This is a genomic window from Nocardia brasiliensis NBRC 14402, assembly GCF_000308475.2.
Taxonomy (GTDB): domain Bacteria; phylum Actinomycetota; class Actinomycetes; order Mycobacteriales; family Mycobacteriaceae; genus Nocardia; species Nocardia brasiliensis.
The window spans coordinates 18,111-41,702 of sequence record NZ_BAFT02000107.1 but is presented as its reverse complement, the minus strand read 5'-3'; the positions used below and the strand labels follow the sequence as shown (position 1 = coordinate 41,702).

Here is a 23,592-nt window from a genome sequence, read left to right as displayed (position 1 = left end):
GCCGAAGCCTTAATCGGGGCCGGTCACAGCTGGCACACTGAAGCTGTCAGACGAACCCGGGGACCCGGACGGGCCCCGAGGAGACAGCGACGAAAGGGACGATGATGTCCGTATCCGATTCGGAAACCCCTGCCTACGGCGCGGCGCCCAGCCAGCCGAAGAAGGCCGTGCGTAAAACCCGGGTGCATCATCTGCAGCAGATGAAGGCCGACGGCGAGCGCTGGTCCATGCTCACCGCCTACGACTACTCCTCGGCGCGACTGTTCGAGGAAGCCGGCATTCCCGTGCTGCTCGTCGGCGACTCCGCGGCCAACGTCGTCTACGGCTACGACACCACGGTGCCGATCACCGTGGACGAACTCCTCCCGCTGGTCCGCGGCGTGGTGCGCGGCGCACCGCACGCGCTGGTGGTGGCCGATCTGCCGTTCGGCACCTACGAATCCTCGCCGCAGCAGGCCCTGGCCACCGCGACCCGGTTCATGAAGGAGGGCCAGGCGCACGCGGTGAAGTTCGAGGGCGGCGAGCGCGTCGCCGAGCAGATCGCGCTGATCACTTCGGCGGGCATCCCGGTCATGGCGCATATCGGGTTCACCCCGCAGAGCGTCAACACCCTCGGCGGGTTCCGCGTGCAGGGCCGCGGCGACGGCGCCGAACAGCTCATCGCCGACACCATCGCGGTGCAGGAGGCGGGCGCGTTCGCGGTCGTCATGGAGATGGTGCCCGCCGAACTGGCCGCGCAGGTCACCGGCAAGCTGACCATCCCGACCGTCGGCATCGGCGCCGGCGCGGACACCGACGCCCAGGTGCTGGTCTGGCAGGACATGGCGGGCTACACCAGCGGCAAGACCGCCAAGTTCGTCAAGCGATTCGGCGATATCGGCGACCAATTGCGTACCGCGGCGGCGAATTACGCGGACGAGGTACGCCGGGGCACCTTCCCCGGTCCCGAGCACAGCTTCTGACCCGCTCGAAACGAACAGCGCAGTGTCGATGACCGGCCGAGTGGTGCAGGCGCCCGCCGCACTGCTCGGACAGTCGATCGAGCCGTTGACCGATTGGGCGTTCGGCGTCCTCGCCGAGCACGGGGTGACTGTCACGGGCGCGCCGATGGAAACCCGGCGGCGCGCCTGGTCGCTGGTCGTGCGTATCCCCACCAGCGCGGGTCCGATCTGGGCGAAAGCCAACGCCCGCGCCTTCGCGCACGAGGGCCACCTGTTGGAGCTACTGGCCCGACTATGCCCGGGCAGCGCGCTGGAACCCGTTGCGGTGCAATCGGATCGCGGCTGGCTGCTCAGCAGGCACGGGGGTGACGTCGCCCCGGACACCGCCGCCGAATGGACCGGGCTCGTCCGGGCCTACGCCGAACTACAGCAGTCGCTCACCCCGCACATCGAGCAGCTACGCGCCACCGGGACGCCGTATCTGCCGCCCGCCCGGTTGGTCACCGTCTACCAGCACTACGAGCCGCGCATCCCCGGCCTCGGCGACCGGATCGCGGAGACCGCCGCGGAACTGGGCGACTACAACCGGCTCAGCATCGAACACAACGACGTGCACCCCGGCAACGCGTTCGCCGGCACCGGACTGCTCTTCGACTGGGCGGACGCGGTGATCACCCATCCGTTCCTGTCGCACAAGATCCTGCGCAGCCCACACCAGGCCGAATACTTCGCGCAGTGGCGGCGCGGCGGTCCCATCTCGCGCACCGAGATCACCCTCGCCGAGCGGCTGGCCCCGCTGATCGCACTGCACCCCTGGCGCACCATCGACATCTCCGCCGCACCGTTCGCCCGCACGGTCGAAGCCCTGCTGGACGAGTTGCGCAGCAGCTTCCGCTGAACGCGGTCCGGGCCCTGCCGGCGAATCAATGGCAGACTCGAGGCGGACATTGCCGACAACAGCAGAGGTATTTGATGCGCAGCCGTTGGATCTCACGCAGCACGCTGCTGCTGGCAGGCGTTTTCGCCGCCGCAGCACTGACCGCCTGCGGAACCGAGTCGAACCCGGCCCCTACCGGGAGCTCGGGTTCGACGACGGGATCCGCGACGGCGACCAGCAAGCCGAGCAGCACCGCCCCGAAGCCGGGCACCCCGGAGATCTCCGACGCCGCCGCGTCCCAGCTGTGCGACATGATCCGCCCGGAGCTGTCGAACTGGCGCGTGCAGGGCCCGACGCTCGGCCGGATCGGCCTCAACGCGATGGTGCACGAGTGGGCGCTGCGCAACGGCGGCATCAACGGCGCGGTGCTGGCCGACAAGCCCGTGATCGACCGGATCACCACCAAGAGCTGCCCCGACGTGCACAAGCAGGCGATCGAGGCGCTGGAGCTGACCGACCTGGCCTCCGGGCTGGCGTTCTGATGGCGGGCAGCACGCTGCGCACGCTGTACCCCGAGATCGAGCCGTACGACACCGGGCTGCTCGACGTCGGTGACGGCCAGGCGGTCTACTGGGAGGTCAGCGGCAACCCCGACGGCAAACCGGTGGTGTTCCTGCACGGCGGGCCCGGCGGCGGCACCTCGCCGTATCAACGACAGTTCTTCGATCCGGCGGCCTACCGGATCGTGCTGCTCGATCAACGCGGTTGCGGACAATCCACCCCGCACCTCGCCGACAACGCGGACCTGGCGACCAACACCACCCAGCATCTGATCGCCGACCTGGAGGCGCTTCGTACGCATCTCGGTATCGAGCGCTGGCAGGTGTTCGGCGGTTCGTGGGGTTCGACGCTCGCGCTGGCCTACGCCCAGACCCACCCGGAGCGAGTCACCGAACTGGTGCTGCGCGGAATATTCCTGTTGCGCCGCAAGGAAATCGACTGGTACTACAACGGCGCCGCGGGCTACGTGTACCCCGACGAGTGGGAGAAGTTCCTCGCGCCGGTGCCCGAGGCCGAACGCGGCGACGACCTCGTCGCCGTCTATCACCGGCTGCTGCACTCCCCGGACGAACAGGTCGCGCTCGCGGCCGCGATCGCCTGGTCCACCTGGGAGGGTGCGACGAGTGCGCTACTGCCGCAACCGGACCGGGTCGCCGAGACCGCCGAGCCGCGGTTCGCGCTGGCGTTCGCCCGGATCGAGAACCACTACTTCCAGCACCGCGGGTTCCTCGAAGAGGGCCAGCTACTCCGTGACGCCGGTACCATTTCTCATATCCCGACGGTCATCGTGCAGGGGCGCCACGACATCGTCTGCCCCGCGGTGAGCGCGTGGGACCTGCACAAGGCGCTGCCGAACTCGGAGCTGCACATCGTGGACGACGCGGGCCACGCGGCGAACGAACCAGGCATCACGCACCACCTGGTCGAGGCCACCGACCGATTCGCGAAGGCGGGGTAACCCATGACGGCCACAGCCGGTAACGCGATCATCGCGGCACTACGCGACGATGTCGACCGGCTGCTGGCCGCCGAACCCGATGTGCGGGCCGACGCCCCCGATTCGGTGCACCAGATGCGGGTCGCGACCCGTCGGCTGCGCAGCGTACTGCGGTCCTACCGCAGTCTTTTCGAGCGCGAGCCGGCCGCCTCGATGGGCGAGGAGCTCAAGTGGCTGGCCGGTGTTCTCGGCGTGGCCCGCGACGCCGAGGTGCGCGGTGAGCGTTTCGCGGTGCTGCTGACCAAACACGCTCAGCAGGGCGAACATTCGGAGGCGGAGCTGGCGCCGGTGACGGCCAGGCTGGTCACCGCCCAGCAGGAGCGCTACGCCACCGCGCACGCCGATGTCCTGCTCGCGCTGGACAGCCCGCGCTACCGCGACCTGCGCGGCGAACTCACGCACTGGCGCACCGAACCACCGTTGCGGGCGCGGCGCGCCGAAGTGTCCGCCGCCGAGTTCTTCGGTGTTGTGCTGCAACGTGATCGAGAGCGGGTCGAACGGCTGATCCAGCTGGAAACCGCTGTGACGGCGGACGAGCGGGTTGAGCTGCTGCACGATATCCGCAAGAGCGCCAAGCGTTTACGCTACTCCTGCGAGGCCGCCGAGCAGGTGCTGGCCGCCGCGGCGACCGGCCTCGGCGGCCGCGCCAAACGGCTGCAGACCGTCCTGGGCGACCACCGCGACGCCGTCGAATCCCAGCACGCGCTCTACGGCATCGCCGCCGACGCCGGTGCCGCGGGCGAAGAGCCGGCGCTGTACCGCATCCTCGCCGGCGCCGAAGACACCGCGGCGCGCCAGGCCCTGAGCCGCTACCCCGAAGCTGCCGCTGCATTGACTACCAACGGCGACTAGCCCGTTCCGACTCCGCGCTGCCTGGCAAGCCGGGCCATTGGCATCCCGTCGCCCCGCACCGCGTACACCTGCCACACCTGCCACATCCGCCGCATCCACCTCGCCGGCCGAGTCAGGCGCACTGCGCGTCGCCGCCACGGCTGGATAAGCCCGATGGAGCCCTTCGTCGGCACCCACCCTTGTCCACCACGACGATCGGAGGACCCCCGCGCACTGTCCTCACGGGTCGCATCGGCCGGCCACGCAGCCGCACTACTTCTGACTTCGCGCACCCTTTCCGTCTTCCCGCACCCGATATGGCCTGCCATATCGGGTGCGGGAACACAAAAGGGGTGCGCGAAGTCAGAAGGGGTGCGGTCCCGCACCGTCCGCGTTCAACGGACGGTGCGGCCCGCGCTCAGGGCGCGTAGGCGAAGGCGATCTTGCGGGTGGTGGGGTCGGCGGCGGTCAGGCGGACGCGCACCTGTTCGCCTTCGGGGGGCTCGCCGGTACAGGGGCCGAGCACGGGTGGATCGGCGATGAAGATCTCGGCGGCGCGGTTGCCGTTGGCTTCGCGCACCACGACCGCGTCGAACTCCGTGCCCGCGCGTTCGGCGAGCAGCGTCGCCTCGGTGAGGTCGATGCAGGCGCGTTCGACCTTGTTCGCGGTCGCGTCGCTGCGGCGCATGGTGTCCGCGGTGTCGGCGAGTCCGTCGGTAACCCACTGCGGCACTTCAGTTCCCGCGCAGCGAGCCAGGCAGATCTCGGTGGCGTAGCGGTCGACCAGCCTGCGCAGCGGCGCGGTGATGTGTGCGTACGGCGCGTGCATCGCGCTGTGCTGCAACGTTTCCGGGGCCGCGCCGGTCGTATCGCCGTTCACCACGGTGTAGGACGCGCCGCGCAGCAGGCTGGTCGCCTCCGACATCAGCACCAGCGCGGCCGCAGTGTTCGGGTCAAGTCCGGCGAGCATCTGCCCGACCGGTTGCGCCTCGGGCCAGGCGACGCCCAGCGCCGCCGCGGTCCGGCGCATGGACGCGATCGCCGATTCGGCGGGCGGCGGCATGGTGCGCAGCAGCGCGGGCGCGCCCGCGTCGAGCATGATCCGGGCCGCGCACATCCCGGTGAGCAGCGAGACCTGCTCATTCCAGTCGTCGGCGGCGGTGCGCGGTTCCACGATCAGCCGCCAGTGCCCCGGCGAGCGGTCGTCCCGGACGATGCTCTGCGCGGGCAGCCGCAAACCGATCGCGCCGCGGGCCAGTCCGGCCTCGATGCGCCGCTTGCCGAATTCCGGCAGGGCTGCGATCGAGGGGTGCAGGCGGCCCGCGTCGGCATCGGCCTGCACGCCCGCGTAGTCGAGTCTGGCGCGCGAGCACACCAGCGCGCGTTGCACCGAAAACCGTTGCGGTTCGGCGTTTTCGTCGAGTTCGATGGTCCACAGCGCGGCCGGGCGCCGCTGCTGCGGCAGCAGGCTCGCGGTGCCCTCGGACAGCACCGGCGGATGCAGCGGCACCGTGCCGTCGGGCAGATAGAAGGTTTGTCCCCGGGCGCCGGACTCTTTGGCGAGCGCGCCGTCGGGATCGATCACCGCGCCCACGTCGGCGATGGCGTAGTGCAGCAGGAAGCCGGTGCCGGTGCGCTCCAGGTGCAGGGCCTGGTCCAGATCCATGGCCCCCGGCGGGTCGATCGTCACGAACGGGATGTCGGTGCGATCGTTCCGGTCGCCCGCGAACGCGTCGGACGCGTCGCGGGCTTCCGCGGTGGCCTCGGCGGGGTACGCCGAGGCCAAACCGAATTCGGAACGGATGGCGCCGAAGTCGACCGGCGCCGAGACGATCCGCTGATGCAATTCCACGCTGGGTGTGCCAGTCCTACTGCAACGCCAGCATGGTGCCGTTCAACGAATCGAGCGGCCCGTACACGGTGAAGGTGACATGTCCGCCCGGGACCGCCGCCGACACCGCGGCGGCCGCGTCCAGCGCCTGACCGAAGGAAGGCGCCGAAGGATGGGGCAGACCGGCGAGGGTCTGCCCGAAACGGTTCTGGGCGACCCAGACCGTGTCGGCAGGGCTGAGGTCGACCTGCACCCCGCCCGGCAGCGGCGTCACCGCTACGGCACCGGCGGAACCGGCCCCCAGTATGGCGAAAACCGAAGCAGCACCGGCGATCAACGCGCCGGCGACCAGTGAGCGAACAATCCGCATAGAGTTGAGACCTGCTTTCCCGCATTCGAAGTGTGAAGAGAACGTCGCGGCCCGGCAGAGGGGCCAAGCCGACGGCCCCTACTTTATGACGTCGATCACGGTCCGGCTAGTTACTCGCGCATCGGCATGGCGGCCCGGCACGGCGGGCAGGCCGCCGACGTGGCTGCTAACGTTGCCCGCCGTAGCGTGGCTCACATTCGGCCCGCACATTCTGAAATGTCCTGTACGTCGACAATTGGGAGTTCCGTAGCTATGTCATCGATCTTGTTCGACTACCTGGCCCCGCTGATCGGCGCGGACCAGGCAGCCTATTGGGCCCAGGTCTTCGTCGTCTCCCCGGTCTGAGGCGACAAACCTTCTGCCACAACCCTGTCGCCTCCCGTTCACCGGACGGGAGGCGACTTTGGTTCCGGCCCGCTAGCATCCCGCTCCGTGATCAGAACTACCGCCGCTCTCGCGGCCAGCGCGACCCTCTTTGCCCTGCTGCTCACCGGCTGCGGGGACGACAAGGCCACCACCGATGCCGCCTCTTCTTCCACCACCGCGCAGTCGAGCGGCGACACCCAGGTCGTCGACAACGTGAAGGCGGGCGCGTTCGTCGTCAGCTTCCGCGGTGCGTTCCCGAAACTCGCCGACGGCAAGGACGACGCGAAGATCTCCACCGTGCTGAGTGACACCTGCAAGGACATCAAGGCGGGTAAGCCCGAGGACGAGGTCGTCAAGAACATCGTCAAGCGGGCCTCCGGCAAGACCGAGGCGACCACCGAGGAGTCGAAGGCCATCTATCAGATGGCCAAGATGATGTGCTGAGCCGCGGCTATTTCGGCTGACCGATGCGGGGCGCACGGCGGCGCTCGAAAAGCGTCCGCCGTACCCGTATCGGTATCCGCCACCGGCATCACTTTCTAAGGGGCGATTTGTTTCGGGGGCGGCGGGTTGTCGGGGGGATTCAATCCTTGCTGTGGTGCGGGGGCGGGAAGTTCGTCGGGTTCGGGTTGTGTCGTGGGAGCCGCGGTCGGCGGGGTGCTGCGCTCGAGAAAGCGCAGCAGTTCCACGGGGAAGGGCAGGACGAGGGTCGAATTCTTTTCCGCCGCAACCTGAACCACGGTTTCGAGCAGGCGCAGCTGCAGCGAGGCGGGCGATTGCGACATCTGCTCGCCCGCCTGTGCCAGCATCTGCGAGGCCTGTAGTTCGCCCTCCGCGGAGATGACGCGGGCCCGGCGTTCGCGTTCGGCCTCGGCCTGGCGGGACATGGAGCGCTTCAACGCATCCGGCAGTGCGACATCCTTGATCTCCACCCGATCGATGTGCACGCCCCAGCCCAGCGCCGGGCTGTCGATCATGATCTCCAGGCCCTTGTTCAGTTCTTCGCGGTTGGACAGCAGGCTGTCCAGGTCGCTCTTGCCGATGATCGAACGCAGCGAGGTCTGCGCCACCTGGCCGACGGCGAACAGATAGTTCTGCACCTCCACCACCGCCAGCACCGGATCGAACACCCGGAAGTACACCACCGCGTCCACCCGAACCGTCACGTTGTCCCGAGTGATGCCGTCCTGCGCGGGAATCGGCAGCGTGACGATCTGGGTCGACACCTTCTGCATCCGGTCCACGAACGGAATCAGCAAGCGCAGCCCGGGATCTCGCGTCGCGATCACCCGGCCGAACCGGAAGACCAACCCCTTCTCGTACTGCGCGACCACCCGGGCGCTCGTCGCGGTGGCGATCGCGCCCGCCACCGCGCCCAAGCCGAAGATGCTGCCCACAATCGTCAGGAAATCCATGCCCGCCCACCTGAATCGCGTCCGCAGACAGCAGAGGCGGGTGCCTGGACGCTGCGGCCCCGCAGCTACTTCCATCATGACACCGAACAGGGCGGGCAGGCAGACTATTTCAGCGTCAGCCGCTTCAGCGCGGTGCCGCCCTCGAGCGCCTTGTCGCCCTGGAACAGCGACGCGAAAATCCGCACGCTCTGGTCGGATTCGGGGGTAAACGGCTCGGCATCGGCCACCTTGGTCGCGGTGGCCCGCTGCGTCTGCGGCGTGCCGTCGCAGGTGGCCGCGGCCTTCGCGCCGAGCGTCTGCTCGCCCTCCGCGCGGCGGATGAACACCTGCAAGGTCACCGGAGTGTCGACGGGCTCGCACAGGTAGGTCACCGACACGACCACGTCACCACCGGTGCGGTCGGCGCCGGTGACATCGACTTTGTTCGGCGGAGCGGTGGCGGTCGTCGGGGCGGCGACGGCCGGGCCGACGCAGGCCATGGTGGCCGCGGCCGCCGCGGCGGCGAGAATGCTCATCCGGCGCGGCATGCTCTGAACGTTGATGACAATCTCCTAGCGATCGATCTCGCGGCCGCGCCGAATCGGGCACACCGCACAAAACTCGACCGACAATACTGGTATCGCGCGCGTCCTGACCGACCCAATCAGCTGGCTACGGAATGGATCTCACCCGTTCACGTGGCGTTCGCCCGGGGACCACCGGCACGGGCGGATCCGGGCCCGAGCGGGCGGACGAGTTGGCCTGTAAGCCGGATCCTGTCCCCGGTTCGCACCGGGGGGCGACCATCCATCTGGACACACCGTCGCCGGGTGTCTCGAGCGGTCCACCCGCAGGCTCGGGCGAGCAGCCCTCGAACACCTGCGCAGCCGCACCGCGAACGATGCGACCTTCGACCTTGCTCCGGGCGGGGTTTACCTAGCCGCCCCGGTCACCCGGGGCGCTGGTGCGCTCTTACCGCACCGTTTCACCCTCACCGCACGACCCCGAAAGGCCGTGGGCGGTCTGTTCTCTGTGGCACTGTCCCGCGGGTCACCCCGGGTTGCCGTTAGCAACCGCCCTGCTCTGTGGAGTCCGGACTTTCCTCGACGCCGGGCGGCGGCACAGCTGTGCCCGTTCCCGATGCCGCGGTCGCCCGGCCAACTCGTCCGCGCTGCCAGAGTACTCGGCCTGGCAGACTCCGCCAGGGTGCGGGGGCCGCGGACGCAGTACGGTGGTGTGCCATGGAACGTGTCGAGGTCGGCTTCCCGTCCGGAAGCGAGCAGTGTGCCGCCTGGCTCTACCGCCCGGACGGCGCGCCCAAGCCCCGCCCGCTCGTTGTCATGGGACACGGCCTGGGGGCGAACCGCGAGATGGGGCTCGATCGGTACGCGCGGCGTTTCGCCGCCGCGGGCATGGCCGTCCTCGTGTTCGATTACCGCAACTTCGGTGCGAGCCAGGGCGAACCGCGCCAGCTCATCCGAATCGGCAAGCAACGCGACGATTGGCGCGCCGCCATCGCGTTCGCGCGCACCATCCGCGGGATCGACGCGACCCGGATCGCCCTGTGGGGCACCTCGTTCAGTGCCGGTCACGTCCTTGCGGTGGCCCCCGAGGACGATTACCTGGCCGCGGTCGTGGTGCAGGTGCCGTTCACCAGCGGCTGGTCCAGCGCGCTGGCGAAGGGCCCGATCAGCCTGACCAAGGTGACCGCCATCGCCGCCACCGACCTGCTCATCGGCCCGCTGCGGCGCAAGCCCATCGGCATCCGATTAGCCGGTCGCAAGCGTTCCGCCGCGCTGATGAGCGCGACCGACGTGCCCGAGGGCAACGGCAGGCTGGCCGAGGAGAGCGAGCACTACAAGCCGAAAGTAGCTGCCCGCATTGCTTTTTCGGCGATGTTCGACAAGCCCGGCCGGCGCGCCAAGGCGTTGAAGATGCCGGTGCTGTACGCCCTCGCCGACAACGACTCGATCACCCCGGTCAAGCCCGCGCTGCGCGCCGCCGAACGGACCAAGCACGCGGTCGTGAAGCGTTACCCGGTGGGACATTTCGACATCTACTTCGACGACACCTTCGAGAAGGCGGTGTACGACCAGACCGAGTTCCTGGTGTCGGTGCTGCGGCCGTAGTGCGCGCGCCGGTGCCGTATCGTGGATACGCGGCCGTTGCCGCGAACTGTCCTCGACGATGGCCCCGATGCGCCGCGAAGCATCCACTCCCATGAATTCTGTTCTCTGCCACGGGAAGGCTCTTCCCGCCCACCGATGACGGCCGCGCGGGTGAAATCCCGCCCGGAACTCCGCAGGCAACGCAGATCGCGCGCGCACGGCTGCTGGAACCATCTGCTCATCGCGCCGCTGTGGCCCAAGTACGGCGTCAACCTCGGCACCCTCCTGCGCACCTGCGACGCGGTCGGCGCCTGCCTCGCCGTACCGCGCAAACCGTGGGTGCCCGATGCCCTCGCTCACGGCAACACACTGCGAAAACATCAGTGCGTGCATTGGATCGACGGCCGGGTCGAGCGCTGGCTCGCCCGTCAGCGCGCCGGCGGCTCCGCCATCGTCGGCGTCGAACTCATCGACGAATCGATCCGGCTCGCCGATCTCCCGACCGCCCGGCGGCGCACCGTCATCGTCCTCGGACACGAATCCACCGGCATCCCACCGGAGGGGCTCGAGTTACTCGACGTGACCGTCGAGATACCGATGATCGGCACCGGGCACAGTCTCAATGTCGCCGTGGCGGGGTCGCTGGTGCTCTACAAACTCGCCGGGCTCTGCTGAGGTCAGGCGAGTAGTTCGCGGATCAGCGTTGCCGCCCACCACTTTTCGACGCGCTCCGGCGCCCAGCCGCGTTCGACGGTGAGTTCGGTGTAGACGTCGATGTTGCAGAGGGCCGCGTAGATGTCGAGCGCGGTCGCCAGGTCGAGGGTGGGGCGTAGGGTGCCCGGCGGCCACGAGCCGAGAACCTGCCGGTGGGCGTCGTCGGCGCGGCTGCGCGCGTCCCGATATGCCTGTGCCAGTTCGGGTTCCGTGCGTCCGGCGTCGCGCATCAGGACGATGACATCGCCCGCGCGCTCGAACAGCCTGCGATCGTAGGCAGTCATCGCCGTGAGCTGACCGGCCGGGTCGGTCGCCGCCAATTCGGCGAGCAGGTGCGGTAGGTCCGCCGAGAGGTCGGCGGCATCGGCCAGCGCCATGGTCAGCCCGGCCTTGTTGCCGTAGGCGGCGTAGACCGTCGGCACCGAAACACCCGCCTCGCTCGCCACGTCGCGCACGGTCGTCGCCGCCCAGCCGTTGGCCAGGAACAAGGCCCGGGCGGCGCGCGCGATCTCCGCGCTCGTCTGCTGGGCCTGGGCGATCCGCCGCAACGAGTCGTAGCGGCGGCGTGCCTGCTCTTCCGCCATGGGGGTTCCCCTTTCGGTTTACGCTACTTATATTCAATATATGACAATCCAAACAGGACGTTATAACGCCTGGCCGTTCGCCCGGTTCGGCGGCCTGGGCGCCATCGGTTTCGCCGCGCTCATCGTGGGCGCCAACCTCGTTCTCGAACCCGCGGGCATGCCCGTTATCGGCGCGGACATCGAGGAGGTGAACACCTTCTTCGCCGCCGAATCCGGTGCCGTCGGACTCTCGTCGAGCGTCACCCCGGCCGCATGGCTCTGCGTCATCGTGTTCGGCGCCGCCGCGGTCGCGACCATCTGGCCGCGCGAACGGGCCGCCGGTACGGCCTGGTCGCTCGTCGGTTTCGCCGGGCTGCTGCTGCAAACCGCCGCGTTCGTCGGCGTGGTCGCCATCCGCCTCGCCCTCAGCGCCACCACCGAGCGCTCCGGCACCGCCACACTGTGGGCGCTGCACAACGCGCTGTTCGTGCTGAACGGAGTGTTTCTCACCGTCGCCCTGCTCGGCTTGTCGCTCGGCGGTCGCCGGGCCGGGCTGATCCGCCGCTGGCACGCCGCCGTCGGATTAGTCGCCGCCGCAGGGCTTTTCGTCTCCGCGACGCTCACTCCCCTGGTCATCGATCATGCCGGTCCACTTGCCCTGATCAGCTTGATCAGCTGGTTGCTGTGGGTCGTGTGGTTGGTCACCTACGGTGTCACACTCCTCCGTCTCGTACCCGCTACCCAGCCGTCAGTCGGGTGAACGACGGAAGGACGCTGATTCGTGATGCGCGCGCGGGCGGCCGGCGCTTGGAGGTGCTCGCCGCGACGGAGAGTCAGCAGGCGGCCGGAGCCGGGCCCGCCGGGCGGCGTAGATTACGAGCAAGCAGCATTGCGTGGAATCGAGGTTTGTATGCTCGCCGATCCTTTGCTTCTGGAAACCCGCCGCACACATCTCCTCGAGCAGGTTCGCGAACTCCGCAGCAGGGTAAGCCAATTGGCCGACGACTACGGCGCACTACACACCGCGGGGCTGTTGATCGATACCGAGGGCGTCGGAGCGCTCGCCTATTGCGTTGCCGGTGCACGAGAGGTTTTCGACGACGCCGCGCACGAACTCGCGGCGGCCGTGGATGCGCTCGACCGCGTCGGCACCTACACCACCCGGCTGCGGCCGGTCACGCTCGACTGAGCACCGTTCTGTCGGTGCCCGACAGTACAGTCCTCGCCCATGCATGCCGCGACTGCTGCCGTCGCCGAGATCGTGGGCGGGATCGTCCCTTTCGATACGGTGGAAAAGGAACACATCGACGAGACGCTCACGTGGTTGGCCTGCACCGATGACGTGTTCCGCCGGGTGAAGCCGGACATTCCGCCGCGACACCTGGTCAGCTACGTCGTCCTGGTCGACCCGGACACACGCACCGTCCTGCTCGGACGCCACCGCCTCGCCGGCCTGTGGTTGCCGACCGGCGGACACGTCGATCCCGGCGAACACCCGTTGGCGACCGCCCGCCGCGAGACGACGGAAGAACTGGGCATCACCGCCGACTTCACCGTCACCGGTACCACTCCCCTGTTCCTCACCCGCACCACCACCGTCGGCACACACGGCGGCCACGAAGACATCAGCCTCTGGTACGTCATCCGCGGCCGACACAGCAACACATACACCCTCGACCCCCGCGAGTTCAGCGCCCAGAACTGGTGGAGCATAGACAAATTCGCACTCCCCGACACCGACCCCCACCTCCCCCGCTTCCTCACCAAACTCCAGCACGCGCTGCGTTGAAGTTGCGGGCGCGGGCCGAGTCACCCCGCTGCCCGCGCCCTCCGAAGGTCCACAGACCTTGCATGCAGTTCACAGCGCATATAGCCCCTGTGAACCGTAGGCAAGGTCTGTGGGCGCGAACCTATCTGTCGCTTGGGTCCACGGCCGCCGCGCGCAAGCCCCTGCACGCGGTCAGCGGCGGCGATCAGGGCGCGCCAGAGCACGCGGCCAGTGGCGGTGGCGCGGGGCGCAACGGCACCGGTGGTCGAGGGCGGGTCGCGGGCGCGTTGCCGACCAGCGCACGCCGAGCATCCACAGATCTTCTTGGCGGTTCACAGGGCATATAACGGCTGTGAGCCGTGGAGAAGGTCTGTGGATGCGAACCTATCTCTCACTTGGTCCACAGCTGCTGCGCGCGGTCAACGGCGCACGCGGTCAACGGGCGGCGGTCAGGCGTAGCGGCGGCGGTCAGCGGCGGCGGCGTAGGGCGCGCCAGAGCACGACGGCGAAGCCGACCACGAAGGCGCCGGCGGCCGCCGGTTGCCTGCGGATCGTCTCGATGAGCGAACGGCCCTGTTCCGCAACAGGTTCCGGGACCGAATCAGCGACCTTCTCGGCGGCGTCCTTGGCACGCTCGGTGGCCTCATCGGTCCGCTCGACCGCCACACGAATCGACTCCGCAGCCTTCTCCGTCGCCGCCTTGGCCTTTTCCTGCGCCGTCTCAGCGACAGCCCCGGTCGCCTCCTTCGCATCGTCGACTTTCGCGTGCGCCGCCCCGAGCACCGCCGCCGCGTTGGGGTTCTCGACGCCGACCTTCGCCTCCACCTTCCCGATAGCATCGGCCGCAGCCCGTTTGGCCTCAGCCGCCACCTTCGCGATCCCCTCCGCGGCAGCATCAGCCCCCGCCTGCACCGCCCCTGCCGCCTCGTCCGCGCTCTGCCGTGCATCCCCAGCCTGCGCCCGCGCCGCCTCAGCCGAATCCGACTGGGCACCGCCTGCCTGTACCGCGCCCGCCGACCCAGCCACACTCTGCGGTGTGTCCCCAGCCTCCGCTCGCGCCGTATCGGGCTGTGCGCCGCTGGCCTGCACCGCGTCCGCCACCGACCTCTGCTGCGCGGCACCGGTCTCCGCCAGCACCGCCTCCGTCGAATTCGGCTGCGCAGCAGCCGCCTTCGCCCGTGTCGCCTCCGTCGCACTCTGCTGAGCGCTATCGACCCGACCCGCAACGACCGCTCCGGCGGCACTCTGCGCTGCGTCGCCAATGGGCGCCTGGGCAGCCCCGGCGGTATCGGCAGCGGTACGCGGCTCTTCGCTACCGGCCGCGGCCTTCACCTTCGCGGCCTCTGTCTTCCCCTCGTCGATCACTTCCGCCGCCTTCTTCTTCGCTTGGGCCTGCGCGCCCCGGATTGCTGCGGCGGCTTTGCGTTTCGCTTCGGCGGTGTCGTGTTCGGCTTCCTGCTTTCGGTCTGCGGCGGCGGCTGCGGTGGCGCGCTCGGCTTCGGCGGCTTTGGCTTCGGCCTTGCGGGTCACCTCGGCCGCTTTCTGCTCGGCGGTCTCGCGCAGGCGCGCGGACTTCTCGGCCGCGAGTTTCTCTGCGGCCGCGCCCTTTTCGCGGACCGCGTCGGTCTTCGGCTGGGACTTGCCGGTTTCGGCATCGGCGGGTTTCGGCTCGCCCATCATCGGCTCCTGTCTTGTGTGGGTTGGTCGGCTGCGGTCAGGGCCGCGTCGCCGGGGTGCTCGTCGGATTCGTTGTCGTCGGGCATGGCTCGGGTGTCACGCGGAGGCAGGAAGGGTTCTTCGTCGGGCGGGAACCCTTGTTCGATGCGCCGTCCGCGCGCGAGTTCGGCGTCGAATTCCGCGCCGAGCAGCACCGCGATATTGGAGAGCCACAACCAGATGAGGAACACGGCGACGCCGCCGAGCGAACCGTAAACCTTGTTGTAGGAACCGAAATTCGCGACGTACACGGCGAATCCGGCCGATGCGGCGATCCAGAGCAGCACGGCGAGCACGCTGCCGGGACTCAACCACCGGAAGCCCGGCTGCTGCGCGTTCGGCGCGGCCCAGTACAGCAGCGCGAACGCCAAACTCACCAGCACGGCGAGCACCGGCCATTTCGCGATGTCCCACACCAGCACCGCGGCCGAACCGATCCCGAGCCACTGTCCGACCCGCTCGGCCACCTGCCCGGTCACGACGACGCCGATGGCGCACAACGCGAGCAGCACCACCATGAGCGCGGTCAAACCGAGTTGCACCGGAACGGTTTTCCAGATCGGCCGCCCTTCCTCGGTGTCGTAGATGGCGTTGGACGCCCGCATGAACGCACCGATGTAGCCGGAGGCGGTCCACAGTGCCGTCGCCAATCCGATGACCGCCAACGGGCCGGACAACTGGCTCGCCCCTTGCAGCTGGCGCAGGGAGTCGACGAGCAGCGCGGTGCCGCTGCTCGGGCCCATCTGCTGGATGGTGTCGATCAGCGACTGGGTCGCCGACGGGCCGAGCGCTCCCAGGATCGCGGTGAGCACGACCAAGCCGGGGAAGATCGACAGCACGCTGTAATAGGTAAGCGCCGCAGCCCAATCCGAGAGATTGTCGTCCAGGAATTCGGTGACGGTCCGGCGGAACACACCCCACCACGAACGCCACCGCAACACCGTCGGCCCCATCGACCAATCCACCACACGGTGCCCGTGCCGCTTCGGCATGTCCGTCACCTCCCGATCGAGGGGCGAATACCCGGCGACCAGGCAGGCAAACGCGGTACCTCAGCGGCGGCGCACCAGTTCGTGTTCGAGGCGCGGATCATCCGGCGCCACTGGGCCGGTCACGCCGGTCCGCACGAATCCGTGCCGGAGATACAGGCGTTCGGCGACGGTGTTCCCGTCGGCCACCTCGAGCCAGACCGGTGGACTGCCCGCGGTGTCGGCCCAGTCGAGCACCGCCTCCACCAGTAGGTCCGACACACCCGTGCCGCGGGCCTCCGGCGCCACCCACATCGAAATCAGGTGCAGGCCACCGCGGTCCGCGTCCCGCATGGCGCCGACGGTGCCCAGTTCGACACCATCGGCGACGGCCAGGTACTGCACCCGCTCGGACAGGGCGGCGCGCCACCCCTGCTCGGTGCGCGCTTGCGCGTCGGCGAGCGTCGAGCCGAAGAACTGCGGTGTGTCGGCCAAGGCGCGCAACCGGATCCGCCGGAACGTTTCCCAGTCGTCGGCGGCGAGCAATCGGATGCCGATCGTCGATGTCCCCATCCGAGTTGTCTACCTGTCGCGCAGCGAACGGCGCAAACCGTTTACCAGCGCACCCGCCACCATCAGCACTGCTACGACGACCAAGAGCGCGGGCTTGTCATAGCCCGGCGTGCGCACCACGGTCACGTTTCCCATCGCGTGCAGCAGGACCGCCACGACGACATCTGAACCGGCCGAGAACCGCTCGACCCGCACCACCGCCATGACGCGCGCTCGTTTCCGCACCACCGCCATGACGTCCACTCGACCCCGCACCACCGCCGCAACACCCACTCGACCCCGCACCACCCCCGCGACGCCCACTCAGCCCGCGAATCCGCCGACCGGGTACCCCGCTCAGTACCCAGCCCTGCGGATGCCTGTGTATTCGACCGCGGCAAAAGTCGCCACCACTCCCGCGCCGACCAACAGGAACGCGACGCCCAGGCCGGTCAACCCGATCAATCCCGACAGCGCGAGCACCACCATCCCCATCGCCGACAGCGCATTGACCGCGACGACCGCGCACGCCTGCCCGAACGGAATCTCCGGGTACCCCGCGATCAACAGCAGGGCCAGCGCACCGCCGAGCATGGCGACGCCGAAGGGAACGGACCAGGCGGTGGGCAGGCCGAGCGGATCACGCAGTGCCGGCGCACCGGCCAGCAGGACCGCCCCGAATACACCGGTCCCCACCCGTCCACCCGCAAGGCGGTGCGCAGGAATTCGGTGCTGGCCTGGTCGGCGGAGAGAACTGTGCTCATTGTCGCGCTCCTGTTCGGTCGAGTTCAGCCGGACCGTTCGGCTCCGGAAACCTCACCTTGCCGACCTGAGGTGAGCGTCTCAATAACCTCCGAGGTCATGGCCCGTCCGCCGGACCACTGGTTAACCTGCTGACGTGGTGTCGACGCAGCCGGAAACCCGGACGAGAGTGGGCGGGCTGCTCCGCGAATGGCGGCAGCGCCGCAGGCTGAGCCAGCTGGATCTGGCACTGGCCGCAGACATCTCGGCCCGGCACATCTCCTACGTCGAAACCGGACGCGCCAAGCCGAGCCGGACGATGGTGCTGCGCCTGGCCGAGGCGCTGGACGTGCCACTGCGCGAACGCAATACGCTGCTGCTGGCGGCCGACTACGCGCCCGCCTACCGGGAGAGCAGCCTGGACGACACGAACCTGGCCTCGGTCCGCGCCGCCCTGACGACGATGCTGACCGCCCACGAGCCGTATCCGGCGGTGGTCATCGATCGGGTATGGAACGTGGTCACCGGCAACGCGGCGATGAGCGTGCTGCTGCACGGCATCCCGGACCATCTGCTGCTACCGCGGCCGAATGTGTACCGCCTGGTGCTGCACCCGGAGGGCCTGGCCACGCGGTTGGCCAATCTGGGCCAGGTGCGGGAGTTGTTCCTGGAGCGGCTCGCTCGTCAGGTGAGCGCGAGCGGCGACCCGCAGCTGGCGGCGCTGCACGACGAGGTGCGTCGCTATCCACGGCCGGCGCACCAGCCGGATGAGCCGAAAGTCGGTGCGGGCGAACCGAGCCCGTTCGAGGTACCGATCCGGATCCGCACGCCGCGCGGCGAACTCTCGATGTTCAGCACGATGGCCACGTTCGGCGCACCCGCGGACGTGACATTGTCCGAGCTGGCCATCGAATTGTTCTACCCCCTGGACGAACTCACCGCGGCCGCGCTGCGTGAGCTGGCGGCCGCGGCGAATTCGTCACCGCGGTAACGCGATCAGCCTCAGATGGGCTGGAAGCCGGCGCCGATGCCGTTCTGCGCGTTGACAGCGGCGAGGATCACCGCGATCGGCTGGAAGAACGCGGGCGAGTGCACCGGGTTGGCGGCCGTGGTGCACGGCACGTCGAAACCGATCGGGCCGATCCCGGTCAGCCGTCCCTGGTTCATCCCGACCAGTTGATCGCCGACGAAGACCGGGCCACCGGAATCGCCCGGCTTGGAGCAGTATTGGTTGATGCTGGTGCCGTCCAGCGAGCCCCACACCACACCGCAGTCGGTGCCGCTGGTGCGCCCGCTCGCGCACACGGTGCCACCCGGGCCGGGCGGGACACCGATACCGGCGATGGTGGTCGGGCCTATGCTGCGCACCGGCGTGACCCGCTCCGGATCGAGTTGCAGCACCGCATAATCCAGGCCCTCGCCGTTGTCGGAGAACGCGACGGTGCCGATCACCCCCGCCGAGGGTGTGCCCTCGGCGATCAACCTGGCCCCGGCGGGTGCGCAGTGACCTGCGGTGAGGCCGACGAGCCTGCCCGCGCCATCGTGGCCGATGGTGGTCAGCGAGCACGCCGAATTGTTGTCGAAGATGATCCCGGACCCGCCGCCGAGCACCGCGCTCGGCGCGGCCGAGGCATTGCCCGCGCCGCCGACGATCGCGGTCGCCACGGCGGCCGCCGCGATCGCGATGGATCTGAATTTCTTTGCCACTTCTCTCCTTTTCGAAAAGGTGCGTACGAGTGCCGACACCCCCACGCACCTGGATCGGGAGGCAAACCACCCCCCGATGGAATCTGCGGCCGCCTTTGGGCAGCGGAACCAGCCGATTCGGCTCGATTCGAGCAATGCCAGTTACCTATTGGCTACCAAGCATGGCCAGGGGAAGGCGGGGGCACAACACCCTGTGCACTGCGACACAGTCGCGTGCCGATTGAGACGCAGGGCACATCGCAGCGCGATAGCCCTGAAAAGCGTTCACCCGAACCGACTTTCATACTCACCCGCCCCGATCACGGCCGAACCCGGCGGCCGACGATACTCAACCGTTATACGCTGCGCGACCGCCGCACGGCGAATCGACGCGGTGAGCGCCGCAGCAGAGTCAGCGAGCCTGCGAATGATCGTCGAGCAATATGACCAGGCAGCAGCACCCGGCGACGGCCGCGTGAACGACGGCGGTCGAACAACCGACGCGGGGCGCTCCTACTGCGTTCGTCTCAGAGGTAGGAGGTGTCGTTGAACAGCCGGACGGACGAGCCCCCGTCGGGATAGAACTCCGCGATCGACAGCGCGGCCAGGTCCAGATGCAGTCGGTACAGCAGCGACGGCCCGGCGGCCAGCGCCAATTGCAGCAGCGTCTTGATCGGGGTCACGTGACTGACCACCACCAGATTCGTGCCCGGATACTGCGTGACCAGGTCCCGGCGCACCGCGTCCACGCGCTCGCGCACCTGATCGAAGCTTTCGCCGCCGGGCGCGGGCACCGACGGGTCGCCGAGCCAGCGGGCATGCAATTCCGGGTCGCGCTGGGCGGCCTCGACGAAGGTCAGGCCCTCCCAGTCGCCGAAGTCGGTTTCGATGAGGCCGTCGAGGACGGTCAACGGCGCGTCGAGCGCGTCGGCCGCGGCCTGTGCGGTATCGCGGGCGCGACTCAGCGGCGAGGTCAGCACCGCGGTGATATCGCCTTTGGCGGCAAGCATTTTCGCGGCACGCGCGGCCTGCTCGCGACCCAGCTCGGTGAGCGGCGGATTGCCGCGACCCGAATAGCGCCGCTGCACCGACAGTTCGGTCTGCCCGTGCCGCAGCAGCAACAGGCGGGTGGGGCGACCGGCGGCGCCGGTCCAGCCGGGGGCCGGTTGCGCGGCGGCCGCCGCACTGGCCGGAGCCGGTTGCGCGGCGGCTGTACTCGCCGGAGCCGTTGGCGCTGAAGGCTGTTCGGCCGCGCGGGCGGTACGTACCTCATCCACCAGCGTGCCGTCGTCCATCGCCTCGTTCGCCAGCCGATCGGCGTGCGCATTCTCGTTGCGTGGAATCCAGGTGAAGCTCACCCGTTCGAAGTCGGCGACCAGCCTGCGCGCCCGGTCGGCGAGCGGAATCATCGCCGCGTGCTTGACCTTCCAGCGGCCGGACATCTGCTCGACGACCAGCTTGGAGTCCATCCGGACCGCGACGACCCGGGCCCCGAGTTCCGCCGAAGCTTCCAAACCCGCGATGAGGCCCCGATATTCGGCGACATTGTTGGTGGCGACGCCGATGAACTCGCGACGCTCGGCGAGCACGCGCACGTGGTCCGCGGCGTACACCACGGCGCCGTAGCCGGCCGGGCCCGGGTTACCCCGGGAACCACCGTCGGCCTCGACGATCACCTCGCGTTCGGTCACCGTGCCACTCGCTTCGCGCGGGCCACCACCGTCACAGTCCCGATTCCTTGGTGCGCACCAGGATCGCGCTGCACTCCGGGCAGCGCACCACCACGTCGGGCGCGGTCTTGGCGATCCGGGCGATCTCGCCACGGTCCAGCTCGATCCGGCAGGCACCGCAGCGGCGGGCCTGCAGCAGGGCGGCGCCGACACCGTGCTGGCTGCGCTGACGGTCGTAGACCGCGAGCAGATCGGCCGGGAACAGCGCGACCAGGTTCGACCGGTCGGCGTCGCAACGCCCCTGTGCCACTTCGAGATCCGCGAGCGCCTCGGCACGGCGGCGCTGCGCGTCGGCGAGCTCCTGCTCGGTCTTGTCCAGCCGGGCACCCGCGTGCTGGTAGTCGTCGGCCGAGGCCTCGCGCTTCTCCATCACTTCGAGCAGCTCGTCCTCGAGCACCGAACGCCGCCGCTCCAGGCTGCCCAGTTCGTGCTGGATCTCCGAAAGCTGCTTCGCGTTCACAGTTCCGGCGGTGAGCATGCCCTTGTCGCGTTCCTCGCGCTTACGGACCGCGTCGACCTCGCCCTCGAGTTTGCGGATATCGCGATCGAGATCGTCCAGCATGATCTGCACGGCGACCGCGGCATCCTTGTGCGTGTTTCGCTCGGCCTCCAGCCGGGCCACCTCCTGCTGTTCGGGCAGCACGGTGCGGCGATGCGCGATCCGCGTCAGCTCGGTGTCGACAGCGGCGAGCTGTAGCAGCTTGGCCTGGATCGGTGGTTCGACATTCAACGCGGACAAACTCCTGAACGCTATGGACGGGGTCGGCCCTCAACCGTACCCCGCCGGGGTCCGCTCCTTGACCGACGCCGCACCATCAGGCCGGTGCGCGCGTCTTTATCGCGTCGCGGGAGATGAAGACGTCGTATTCACCGGGCACCGCAATCACCGCGTTGCCGTAGGCCGAGCGCACGAACGGCTCGGTCCACCAGCGGCCCTTCGTCATGTCGTTGAAGAAGTCCTCGTCGCCGTCGTTGAGGAAGATCTGGTTCTGCGTGGTGGCCACGCCGTCCAGTCGCTGCCCGTACAACCTGCTGACCTTGTACCCGGAGTGGAAGCCCATCGCGTTCACCCAGGGTTCCAGTTCGACGATGCCCGCCTGCAACACCCACATATCGCCCTCGACCTGGTAACGCAGGTGCTGGTCCTCGTGGTCGTCGTCGCCGAACAGGGTCAGTTCGACGTCGAGGCGGTGCTCCTGCCCGGCGACCGGCTTCGCCACCACGTGCGCGGCCTTGATCTCGCCGGTCAATCCGAGATAGGTCTGCATCAGGGTGGCCACCCACAGCAGCACCACCGCGCCGAGCAGCAGCACCACACCGCTGCCGCCGCGTGTGATCAGCGCGCGCAGACCGATCCGGCGCGCCAGCACCACCCCGGAGATGAGCAGCGCGATCCCGATCAGGATGATCAGGATCAATCCGACCTGTATGAAGCCGAAATTCACCGGGAAATTCATGCGGTAGTTGTACCCCCGAATGACCGCTCGACTCGCGCAATCCACCCGCGGCACACGTCGATCCGCCGGACACGCCCCGACACGCCGGAGGCGAGTTCGTCGCACTCCCGCGAATACCGGCGTGTCCCACGACAGTCGGCGCTCAGCTGGGCGCGCCGACCGTCCACGGGTCGGTGCGCAGGGTGCTGACCCGCGTTTCCAGCTCGGGCAGCTCGGTCAGCACCACCCGTTCCGCCTGTGCGCACCAGGGGAATTCGGTGGCCCAGTGCGCGGCGTCGATCAGCGCGGGGCCGCCGCGGCGCAGCTGTTCGTCCACCGGATGATGGCGCAGATCAGCGGTGACGTAGGCGTCGACGCCCACCCGCGCGACGGCGTCGAGGTAGGAGTCACCCGCGCCGCCGCAGACCGCGACCGTGTAGACGCTGCGGTCCGGGTCGCCTGCCGCGCGCACGCCCCACGCGGTCGGCGGCAGCGCGGCGGCCACCCGATCGGTGAAGGCGCGCAAGGTCTCCGGGGCCGCGAGGGTGCCGACGCGGCCGATCCCGAGCGCCGAGGGCAGCAGCGCCCGCTCGGTGATGTGATAGGCCGGATCCTCGTAGGGATGCGCGGCCCGTAAGGCGGCCAGCAGTGCCGCACGGGCATTCGGCGGCGCGACCACCTCCAGCCGCTCCTCCTCGACATGCTGGAGTTCGCCGCGCGCACCGACCGCGGGATCGGCCTGCGACATCGGCCGGAACTGACCGATCGCGGGCACCCGCAGCGCACAGTCGCGGTAGTCGCCGCTGCCGCCCGCCCCCGCCGCGAACAAGGCGGCCAGCACCGCGTCGCTGTGTGACCGCGGCACCTGCACCACCCAGTTGTCCACGGGCGCCTCGGGTTTGGCGTCCAGCGGGCCGGTCACCGTGAGTCCGAGCGCGGCGGCCAGCGCGTCCGAGACGCCGGGATCGGCGGAATCGGCGTTGGTGTGCGCGGTGAACAGGGCGCAGCCGGAACGGATGAGCCGATGCAGCAGTGCGCCTTTCGGCGTATCCGCCGCGACGGTGTCGACCCCGCGCAGCAGCAGCGGATGGTGCACCACCAAAGCCTGTGCACGCCACTCGATCGCCTCGTCCACCACCGCGGCCGTCGCATCGACCGCGAACAGCACCCGGGTGATCTCCTCCGCCGGATCACCGGCGACGAGCCCGACCGAGTCCCAGGATTCGGCGAGCCGCGGCGGGTAGGCGGTATCGAGCACCGCGATGAGATCCGCGAGCGTGGTCATCGTCTACCTTCCTCCGATCGAATACTGCACTGTCGCAAACCTTGCCGGCGCACCTCGGCCGAACCGCCATCGCTTCCGCTCGACGTCGCCGACCGCAACCGGCGCGCTGCCGCCGAGGCCTGGACTCGCACGTTCGTTGTTCGTGTGCCGGGCCCGT

Annotated in this window: 27 protein-coding genes and 1 other RNA gene; 12 read left to right on the top strand and 16 right to left on the bottom strand. The window is 69.0% G+C overall.

Features of this window, described 5'->3' with window-relative positions; translation table 11 throughout:
• The first annotated feature begins 104 nt into the window (after positions 1-104).
• From panB to TY25_RS35825, 5 genes are all read left to right on the top strand, one after another.
• Complete coding sequence (gene panB, locus TY25_RS35850; RefSeq protein ID WP_042264055.1) at positions 105-962, top strand: 3-methyl-2-oxobutanoate hydroxymethyltransferase; 858 nt, start codon at positions 105-107, stop codon at positions 960-962.
• Between the two features lie 28 nt (positions 963-990).
• The gene (locus tag TY25_RS35840; protein ID WP_052383414.1) at positions 991-1,839 is read left to right on the top strand and encodes a hypothetical protein; all 849 of its coding nucleotides are present in this window, start codon (positions 991-993) and stop codon (positions 1,837-1,839) included.
• A gap of 74 nt (positions 1,840-1,913) precedes the next feature.
• Complete coding sequence (locus tag TY25_RS35835) at positions 1,914-2,360, top strand: hypothetical protein (protein WP_042263992.1); 447 nt, start codon at positions 1,914-1,916, stop codon at positions 2,358-2,360.
• On the top strand, positions 2,360-3,337 hold the full coding sequence (pip, locus tag TY25_RS35830) for a prolyl aminopeptidase (RefSeq protein WP_081869319.1): 978 nt from the start codon (positions 2,360-2,362) through the stop codon (positions 3,335-3,337). The genes TY25_RS35835 and pip overlap by 1 nt, the downstream gene beginning before the upstream one ends.
• A gap of 3 nt (positions 3,338-3,340) precedes the next feature.
• Positions 3,341-4,228: a CHAD domain-containing protein gene (locus tag TY25_RS35825; RefSeq protein WP_042263989.1), complete on the top strand. Its 888-nt coding sequence runs from the start codon at positions 3,341-3,343 to the stop codon at positions 4,226-4,228.
• Positions 4,229-4,625: 397 nt separating this feature from the next.
• On the opposite strand, the gene TY25_RS35820 is transcribed toward TY25_RS35825, so the two are convergent.
• Both TY25_RS35820 and TY25_RS35815 read right to left on the bottom strand, forming a co-directional pair.
• Positions 4,626-6,059, bottom strand: coding sequence for an RNB domain-containing ribonuclease (locus TY25_RS35820; RefSeq protein WP_042263987.1), 1,434 nt, complete (start codon positions 6,057-6,059; stop codon positions 4,626-4,628).
• A gap of 16 nt (positions 6,060-6,075) precedes the next feature.
• Entirely contained in the window at positions 6,076-6,408 is a 333-nt protein-coding gene (locus TY25_RS35815) for a hypothetical protein (protein WP_042263985.1), read from the bottom strand.
• Positions 6,409-6,840: 432 nt separating this feature from the next.
• Between TY25_RS35815 and TY25_RS35810 the strand changes: the two genes are divergently transcribed.
• Positions 6,841-7,218: a hypothetical protein gene (locus TY25_RS35810; protein WP_042263982.1), complete on the top strand. Its 378-nt coding sequence runs from the start codon at positions 6,841-6,843 to the stop codon at positions 7,216-7,218.
• A 95-nt stretch (positions 7,219-7,313) separates the two neighbouring features.
• On the opposite strand, the gene TY25_RS35805 is transcribed toward TY25_RS35810, so the two are convergent.
• The 3 genes from TY25_RS35805 to rnpB form a co-directional block, all read right to left on the bottom strand.
• Positions 7,314-8,189, bottom strand: coding sequence for a slipin family protein (locus tag TY25_RS35805; RefSeq protein WP_042263978.1), 876 nt, complete (start codon positions 8,187-8,189; stop codon positions 7,314-7,316).
• Between the two features lie 104 nt (positions 8,190-8,293).
• The gene (locus tag TY25_RS35800) at positions 8,294-8,716 is read right to left on the bottom strand and encodes a hypothetical protein (RefSeq protein ID WP_042263977.1); all 423 of its coding nucleotides are present in this window, start codon (positions 8,714-8,716) and stop codon (positions 8,294-8,296) included.
• A 201-nt stretch (positions 8,717-8,917) separates the two neighbouring features.
• Positions 8,918-9,333, bottom strand: an RNA gene (gene rnpB, locus TY25_RS41015) — RNase P RNA component class A.
• Positions 9,334-9,409: 76 nt separating this feature from the next.
• On the opposite strand from rnpB, the gene TY25_RS35795 reads away from it, so the two are divergent.
• Entirely contained in the window at positions 9,410-10,297 is an 888-nt protein-coding gene (locus TY25_RS35795; protein ID WP_014983032.1) for an alpha/beta hydrolase, read from the top strand.
• A gap of 135 nt (positions 10,298-10,432) precedes the next feature.
• Positions 10,433-10,951 carry a TrmH family RNA methyltransferase gene (locus tag TY25_RS35790; RefSeq protein ID WP_042263974.1) on the top strand — a complete coding sequence of 173 codons (519 nt, stop codon included), beginning with the start codon at positions 10,433-10,435 and terminating at the stop codon, positions 10,949-10,951.
• A gap of 2 nt (positions 10,952-10,953) precedes the next feature.
• Here the strand turns inward: TY25_RS35790 and TY25_RS35785 are convergent, their stop codons facing one another.
• Entirely contained in the window at positions 10,954-11,574 is a 621-nt protein-coding gene (locus tag TY25_RS35785) for a TetR/AcrR family transcriptional regulator (RefSeq protein WP_042263972.1), read from the bottom strand.
• Between the two features lie 40 nt (positions 11,575-11,614).
• Here TY25_RS35785 and TY25_RS35780 point away from each other — a divergent pair, with 40 nt between their 5' ends.
• The 3 genes from TY25_RS35780 to TY25_RS35770 all read left to right on the top strand — a co-directional run bounded on the left by TY25_RS35780 (position 11,615) and on the right by TY25_RS35770 (position 13,342).
• On the top strand, positions 11,615-12,313 hold the full coding sequence (locus TY25_RS35780) for a hypothetical protein (RefSeq protein ID WP_042263971.1): 699 nt from the start codon (positions 11,615-11,617) through the stop codon (positions 12,311-12,313).
• A gap of 150 nt (positions 12,314-12,463) precedes the next feature.
• Positions 12,464-12,742 carry a hypothetical protein gene (locus TY25_RS35775; protein ID WP_042263968.1) on the top strand — a complete coding sequence of 93 codons (279 nt, stop codon included), beginning with the start codon at positions 12,464-12,466 and terminating at the stop codon, positions 12,740-12,742.
• 39 nt (positions 12,743-12,781) lie between these two features.
• The gene (locus TY25_RS35770) at positions 12,782-13,342 is read left to right on the top strand and encodes an NUDIX hydrolase (protein ID WP_042263966.1); all 561 of its coding nucleotides are present in this window, start codon (positions 12,782-12,784) and stop codon (positions 13,340-13,342) included.
• Between the two features lie 447 nt (positions 13,343-13,789).
• Here the strand turns inward: TY25_RS35770 and TY25_RS35765 are convergent, their stop codons facing one another.
• From TY25_RS35765 to TY25_RS35745, 5 genes are all read right to left on the bottom strand, one after another.
• A complete protein-coding gene (locus tag TY25_RS35765) occupies positions 13,790-14,998 on the bottom strand; it encodes a hypothetical protein (protein ID WP_042263964.1) in 1,209 nt (402 codons plus the stop codon).
• On the bottom strand, positions 14,998-16,029 hold the full coding sequence (locus TY25_RS35760) for a YihY/virulence factor BrkB family protein (RefSeq protein ID WP_081869318.1): 1,032 nt from the start codon (positions 16,027-16,029) through the stop codon (positions 14,998-15,000). Before TY25_RS35760 ends, TY25_RS35765 begins: the two co-directional genes overlap by 1 nt.
• A gap of 60 nt (positions 16,030-16,089) precedes the next feature.
• Entirely contained in the window at positions 16,090-16,578 is a 489-nt protein-coding gene (locus TY25_RS35755) for a GNAT family N-acetyltransferase (protein WP_042263963.1), read from the bottom strand.
• Positions 16,579-16,587: 9 nt separating this feature from the next.
• Complete coding sequence (locus tag TY25_RS35750) at positions 16,588-16,812, bottom strand: hypothetical protein (RefSeq protein WP_146154031.1); 225 nt, start codon at positions 16,810-16,812, stop codon at positions 16,588-16,590.
• Between the two features lie 102 nt (positions 16,813-16,914).
• Positions 16,915-17,253: a hypothetical protein gene (locus tag TY25_RS35745; RefSeq protein ID WP_236639171.1), complete on the bottom strand. Its 339-nt coding sequence runs from the start codon at positions 17,251-17,253 to the stop codon at positions 16,915-16,917.
• Between the two features lie 205 nt (positions 17,254-17,458).
• Between TY25_RS35745 and TY25_RS35740 the strand changes: the two genes are divergently transcribed.
• Positions 17,459-18,289, top strand: coding sequence for a helix-turn-helix domain-containing protein (locus TY25_RS35740; RefSeq protein WP_370466238.1), 831 nt, complete (start codon positions 17,459-17,461; stop codon positions 18,287-18,289).
• Positions 18,290-18,300: 11 nt separating this feature from the next.
• On the opposite strand, the gene TY25_RS35735 is transcribed toward TY25_RS35740, so the two are convergent.
• The 5 genes from TY25_RS35735 to TY25_RS35715 all read right to left on the bottom strand — a co-directional run bounded on the left by TY25_RS35735 (position 18,301) and on the right by TY25_RS35715 (position 23,435).
• Positions 18,301-19,005 carry a S1 family peptidase gene (locus TY25_RS35735; RefSeq protein WP_052383413.1) on the bottom strand — a complete coding sequence of 235 codons (705 nt, stop codon included), beginning with the start codon at positions 19,003-19,005 and terminating at the stop codon, positions 18,301-18,303.
• A 506-nt stretch (positions 19,006-19,511) separates the two neighbouring features.
• Positions 19,512-20,675, bottom strand: a complete 1,164-nt coding sequence (locus tag TY25_RS35730; RefSeq protein WP_042263955.1) for a bifunctional RNase H/acid phosphatase — start codon at positions 20,673-20,675, stop codon at positions 19,512-19,514.
• A 31-nt stretch (positions 20,676-20,706) separates the two neighbouring features.
• On the bottom strand, positions 20,707-21,444 hold the full coding sequence (locus TY25_RS35725) for a zinc ribbon domain-containing protein (RefSeq protein WP_042263954.1): 738 nt from the start codon (positions 21,442-21,444) through the stop codon (positions 20,707-20,709).
• A gap of 85 nt (positions 21,445-21,529) precedes the next feature.
• Entirely contained in the window at positions 21,530-22,171 is a 642-nt protein-coding gene (locus tag TY25_RS35720; protein WP_042263952.1) for a hypothetical protein, read from the bottom strand.
• Between the two features lie 142 nt (positions 22,172-22,313).
• Entirely contained in the window at positions 22,314-23,435 is a 1,122-nt protein-coding gene (locus TY25_RS35715) for a Nif3-like dinuclear metal center hexameric protein (RefSeq protein ID WP_042263949.1), read from the bottom strand.
• Positions 23,436-23,592: the final 157 nt, after the last annotated feature.

Excerpts from the sequence above, each read along its gene's own strand:
- TY25_RS35755 (WP_042263963.1), bottom strand. The coding sequence starts at position 16,578 with ATGGGGACATCGACGATCGGCATCCGATTGCTCGCCGCCGACGACTGG.
- TY25_RS35720 (WP_042263952.1), bottom strand. The coding sequence starts at position 22,171 with ATGAATTTCCCGGTGAATTTCGGCTTCATACAGGTCGGATTGATCCTG.
- TY25_RS35840 (WP_052383414.1), top strand. The coding sequence starts at position 991 with ATGACCGGCCGAGTGGTGCAGGCGCCCGCCGCACTGCTCGGACAGTCG.
- TY25_RS35760 (WP_081869318.1), bottom strand. The coding sequence starts at position 16,029 with ATGCCGAAGCGGCACGGGCACCGTGTGGTGGATTGGTCGATGGGGCCG.
- TY25_RS35750 (WP_146154031.1), bottom strand. The coding sequence starts at position 16,812 with ATGGCGGTGGTGCGGAAACGAGCGCGCGTCATGGCGGTGGTGCGGGTC.
- TY25_RS35775 (WP_042263968.1), top strand. The coding sequence starts at position 12,464 with ATGCTCGCCGATCCTTTGCTTCTGGAAACCCGCCGCACACATCTCCTC.
- TY25_RS35780 (WP_042263971.1), top strand. The coding sequence starts at position 11,615 with ATGACAATCCAAACAGGACGTTATAACGCCTGGCCGTTCGCCCGGTTC.
- TY25_RS35805 (WP_042263978.1), bottom strand. The coding sequence starts at position 8,189 with ATGGATTTCCTGACGATTGTGGGCAGCATCTTCGGCTTGGGCGCGGTG.
- TY25_RS35785 (WP_042263972.1), bottom strand. The coding sequence starts at position 11,574 with ATGGCGGAAGAGCAGGCACGCCGCCGCTACGACTCGTTGCGGCGGATC.
- TY25_RS35800 (WP_042263977.1), bottom strand. The coding sequence starts at position 8,716 with ATGCCGCGCCGGATGAGCATTCTCGCCGCCGCGGCGGCCGCGGCCACC.
- TY25_RS35835 (WP_042263992.1), top strand. The coding sequence starts at position 1,914 with ATGCGCAGCCGTTGGATCTCACGCAGCACGCTGCTGCTGGCAGGCGTT.
- TY25_RS35825 (WP_042263989.1), top strand. The coding sequence starts at position 3,341 with ATGACGGCCACAGCCGGTAACGCGATCATCGCGGCACTACGCGACGAT.
- TY25_RS35715 (WP_042263949.1), bottom strand. The coding sequence starts at position 23,435 with ATGACCACGCTCGCGGATCTCATCGCGGTGCTCGATACCGCCTACCCG.
- pip (WP_081869319.1), top strand. The coding sequence starts at position 2,360 with ATGGCGGGCAGCACGCTGCGCACGCTGTACCCCGAGATCGAGCCGTAC.
- TY25_RS35790 (WP_042263974.1), top strand. The coding sequence starts at position 10,433 with ATGACGGCCGCGCGGGTGAAATCCCGCCCGGAACTCCGCAGGCAACGC.
- TY25_RS35795 (WP_014983032.1), top strand. The coding sequence starts at position 9,410 with ATGGAACGTGTCGAGGTCGGCTTCCCGTCCGGAAGCGAGCAGTGTGCC.
- TY25_RS35770 (WP_042263966.1), top strand. The coding sequence starts at position 12,782 with ATGCATGCCGCGACTGCTGCCGTCGCCGAGATCGTGGGCGGGATCGTC.
- TY25_RS35765 (WP_042263964.1), bottom strand. The coding sequence starts at position 14,998 with ATGGGCGAGCCGAAACCCGCCGATGCCGAAACCGGCAAGTCCCAGCCG.
- panB (WP_042264055.1), top strand. The coding sequence starts at position 105 with ATGTCCGTATCCGATTCGGAAACCCCTGCCTACGGCGCGGCGCCCAGC.
- TY25_RS35815 (WP_042263985.1), bottom strand. The coding sequence starts at position 6,408 with ATGCGGATTGTTCGCTCACTGGTCGCCGGCGCGTTGATCGCCGGTGCT.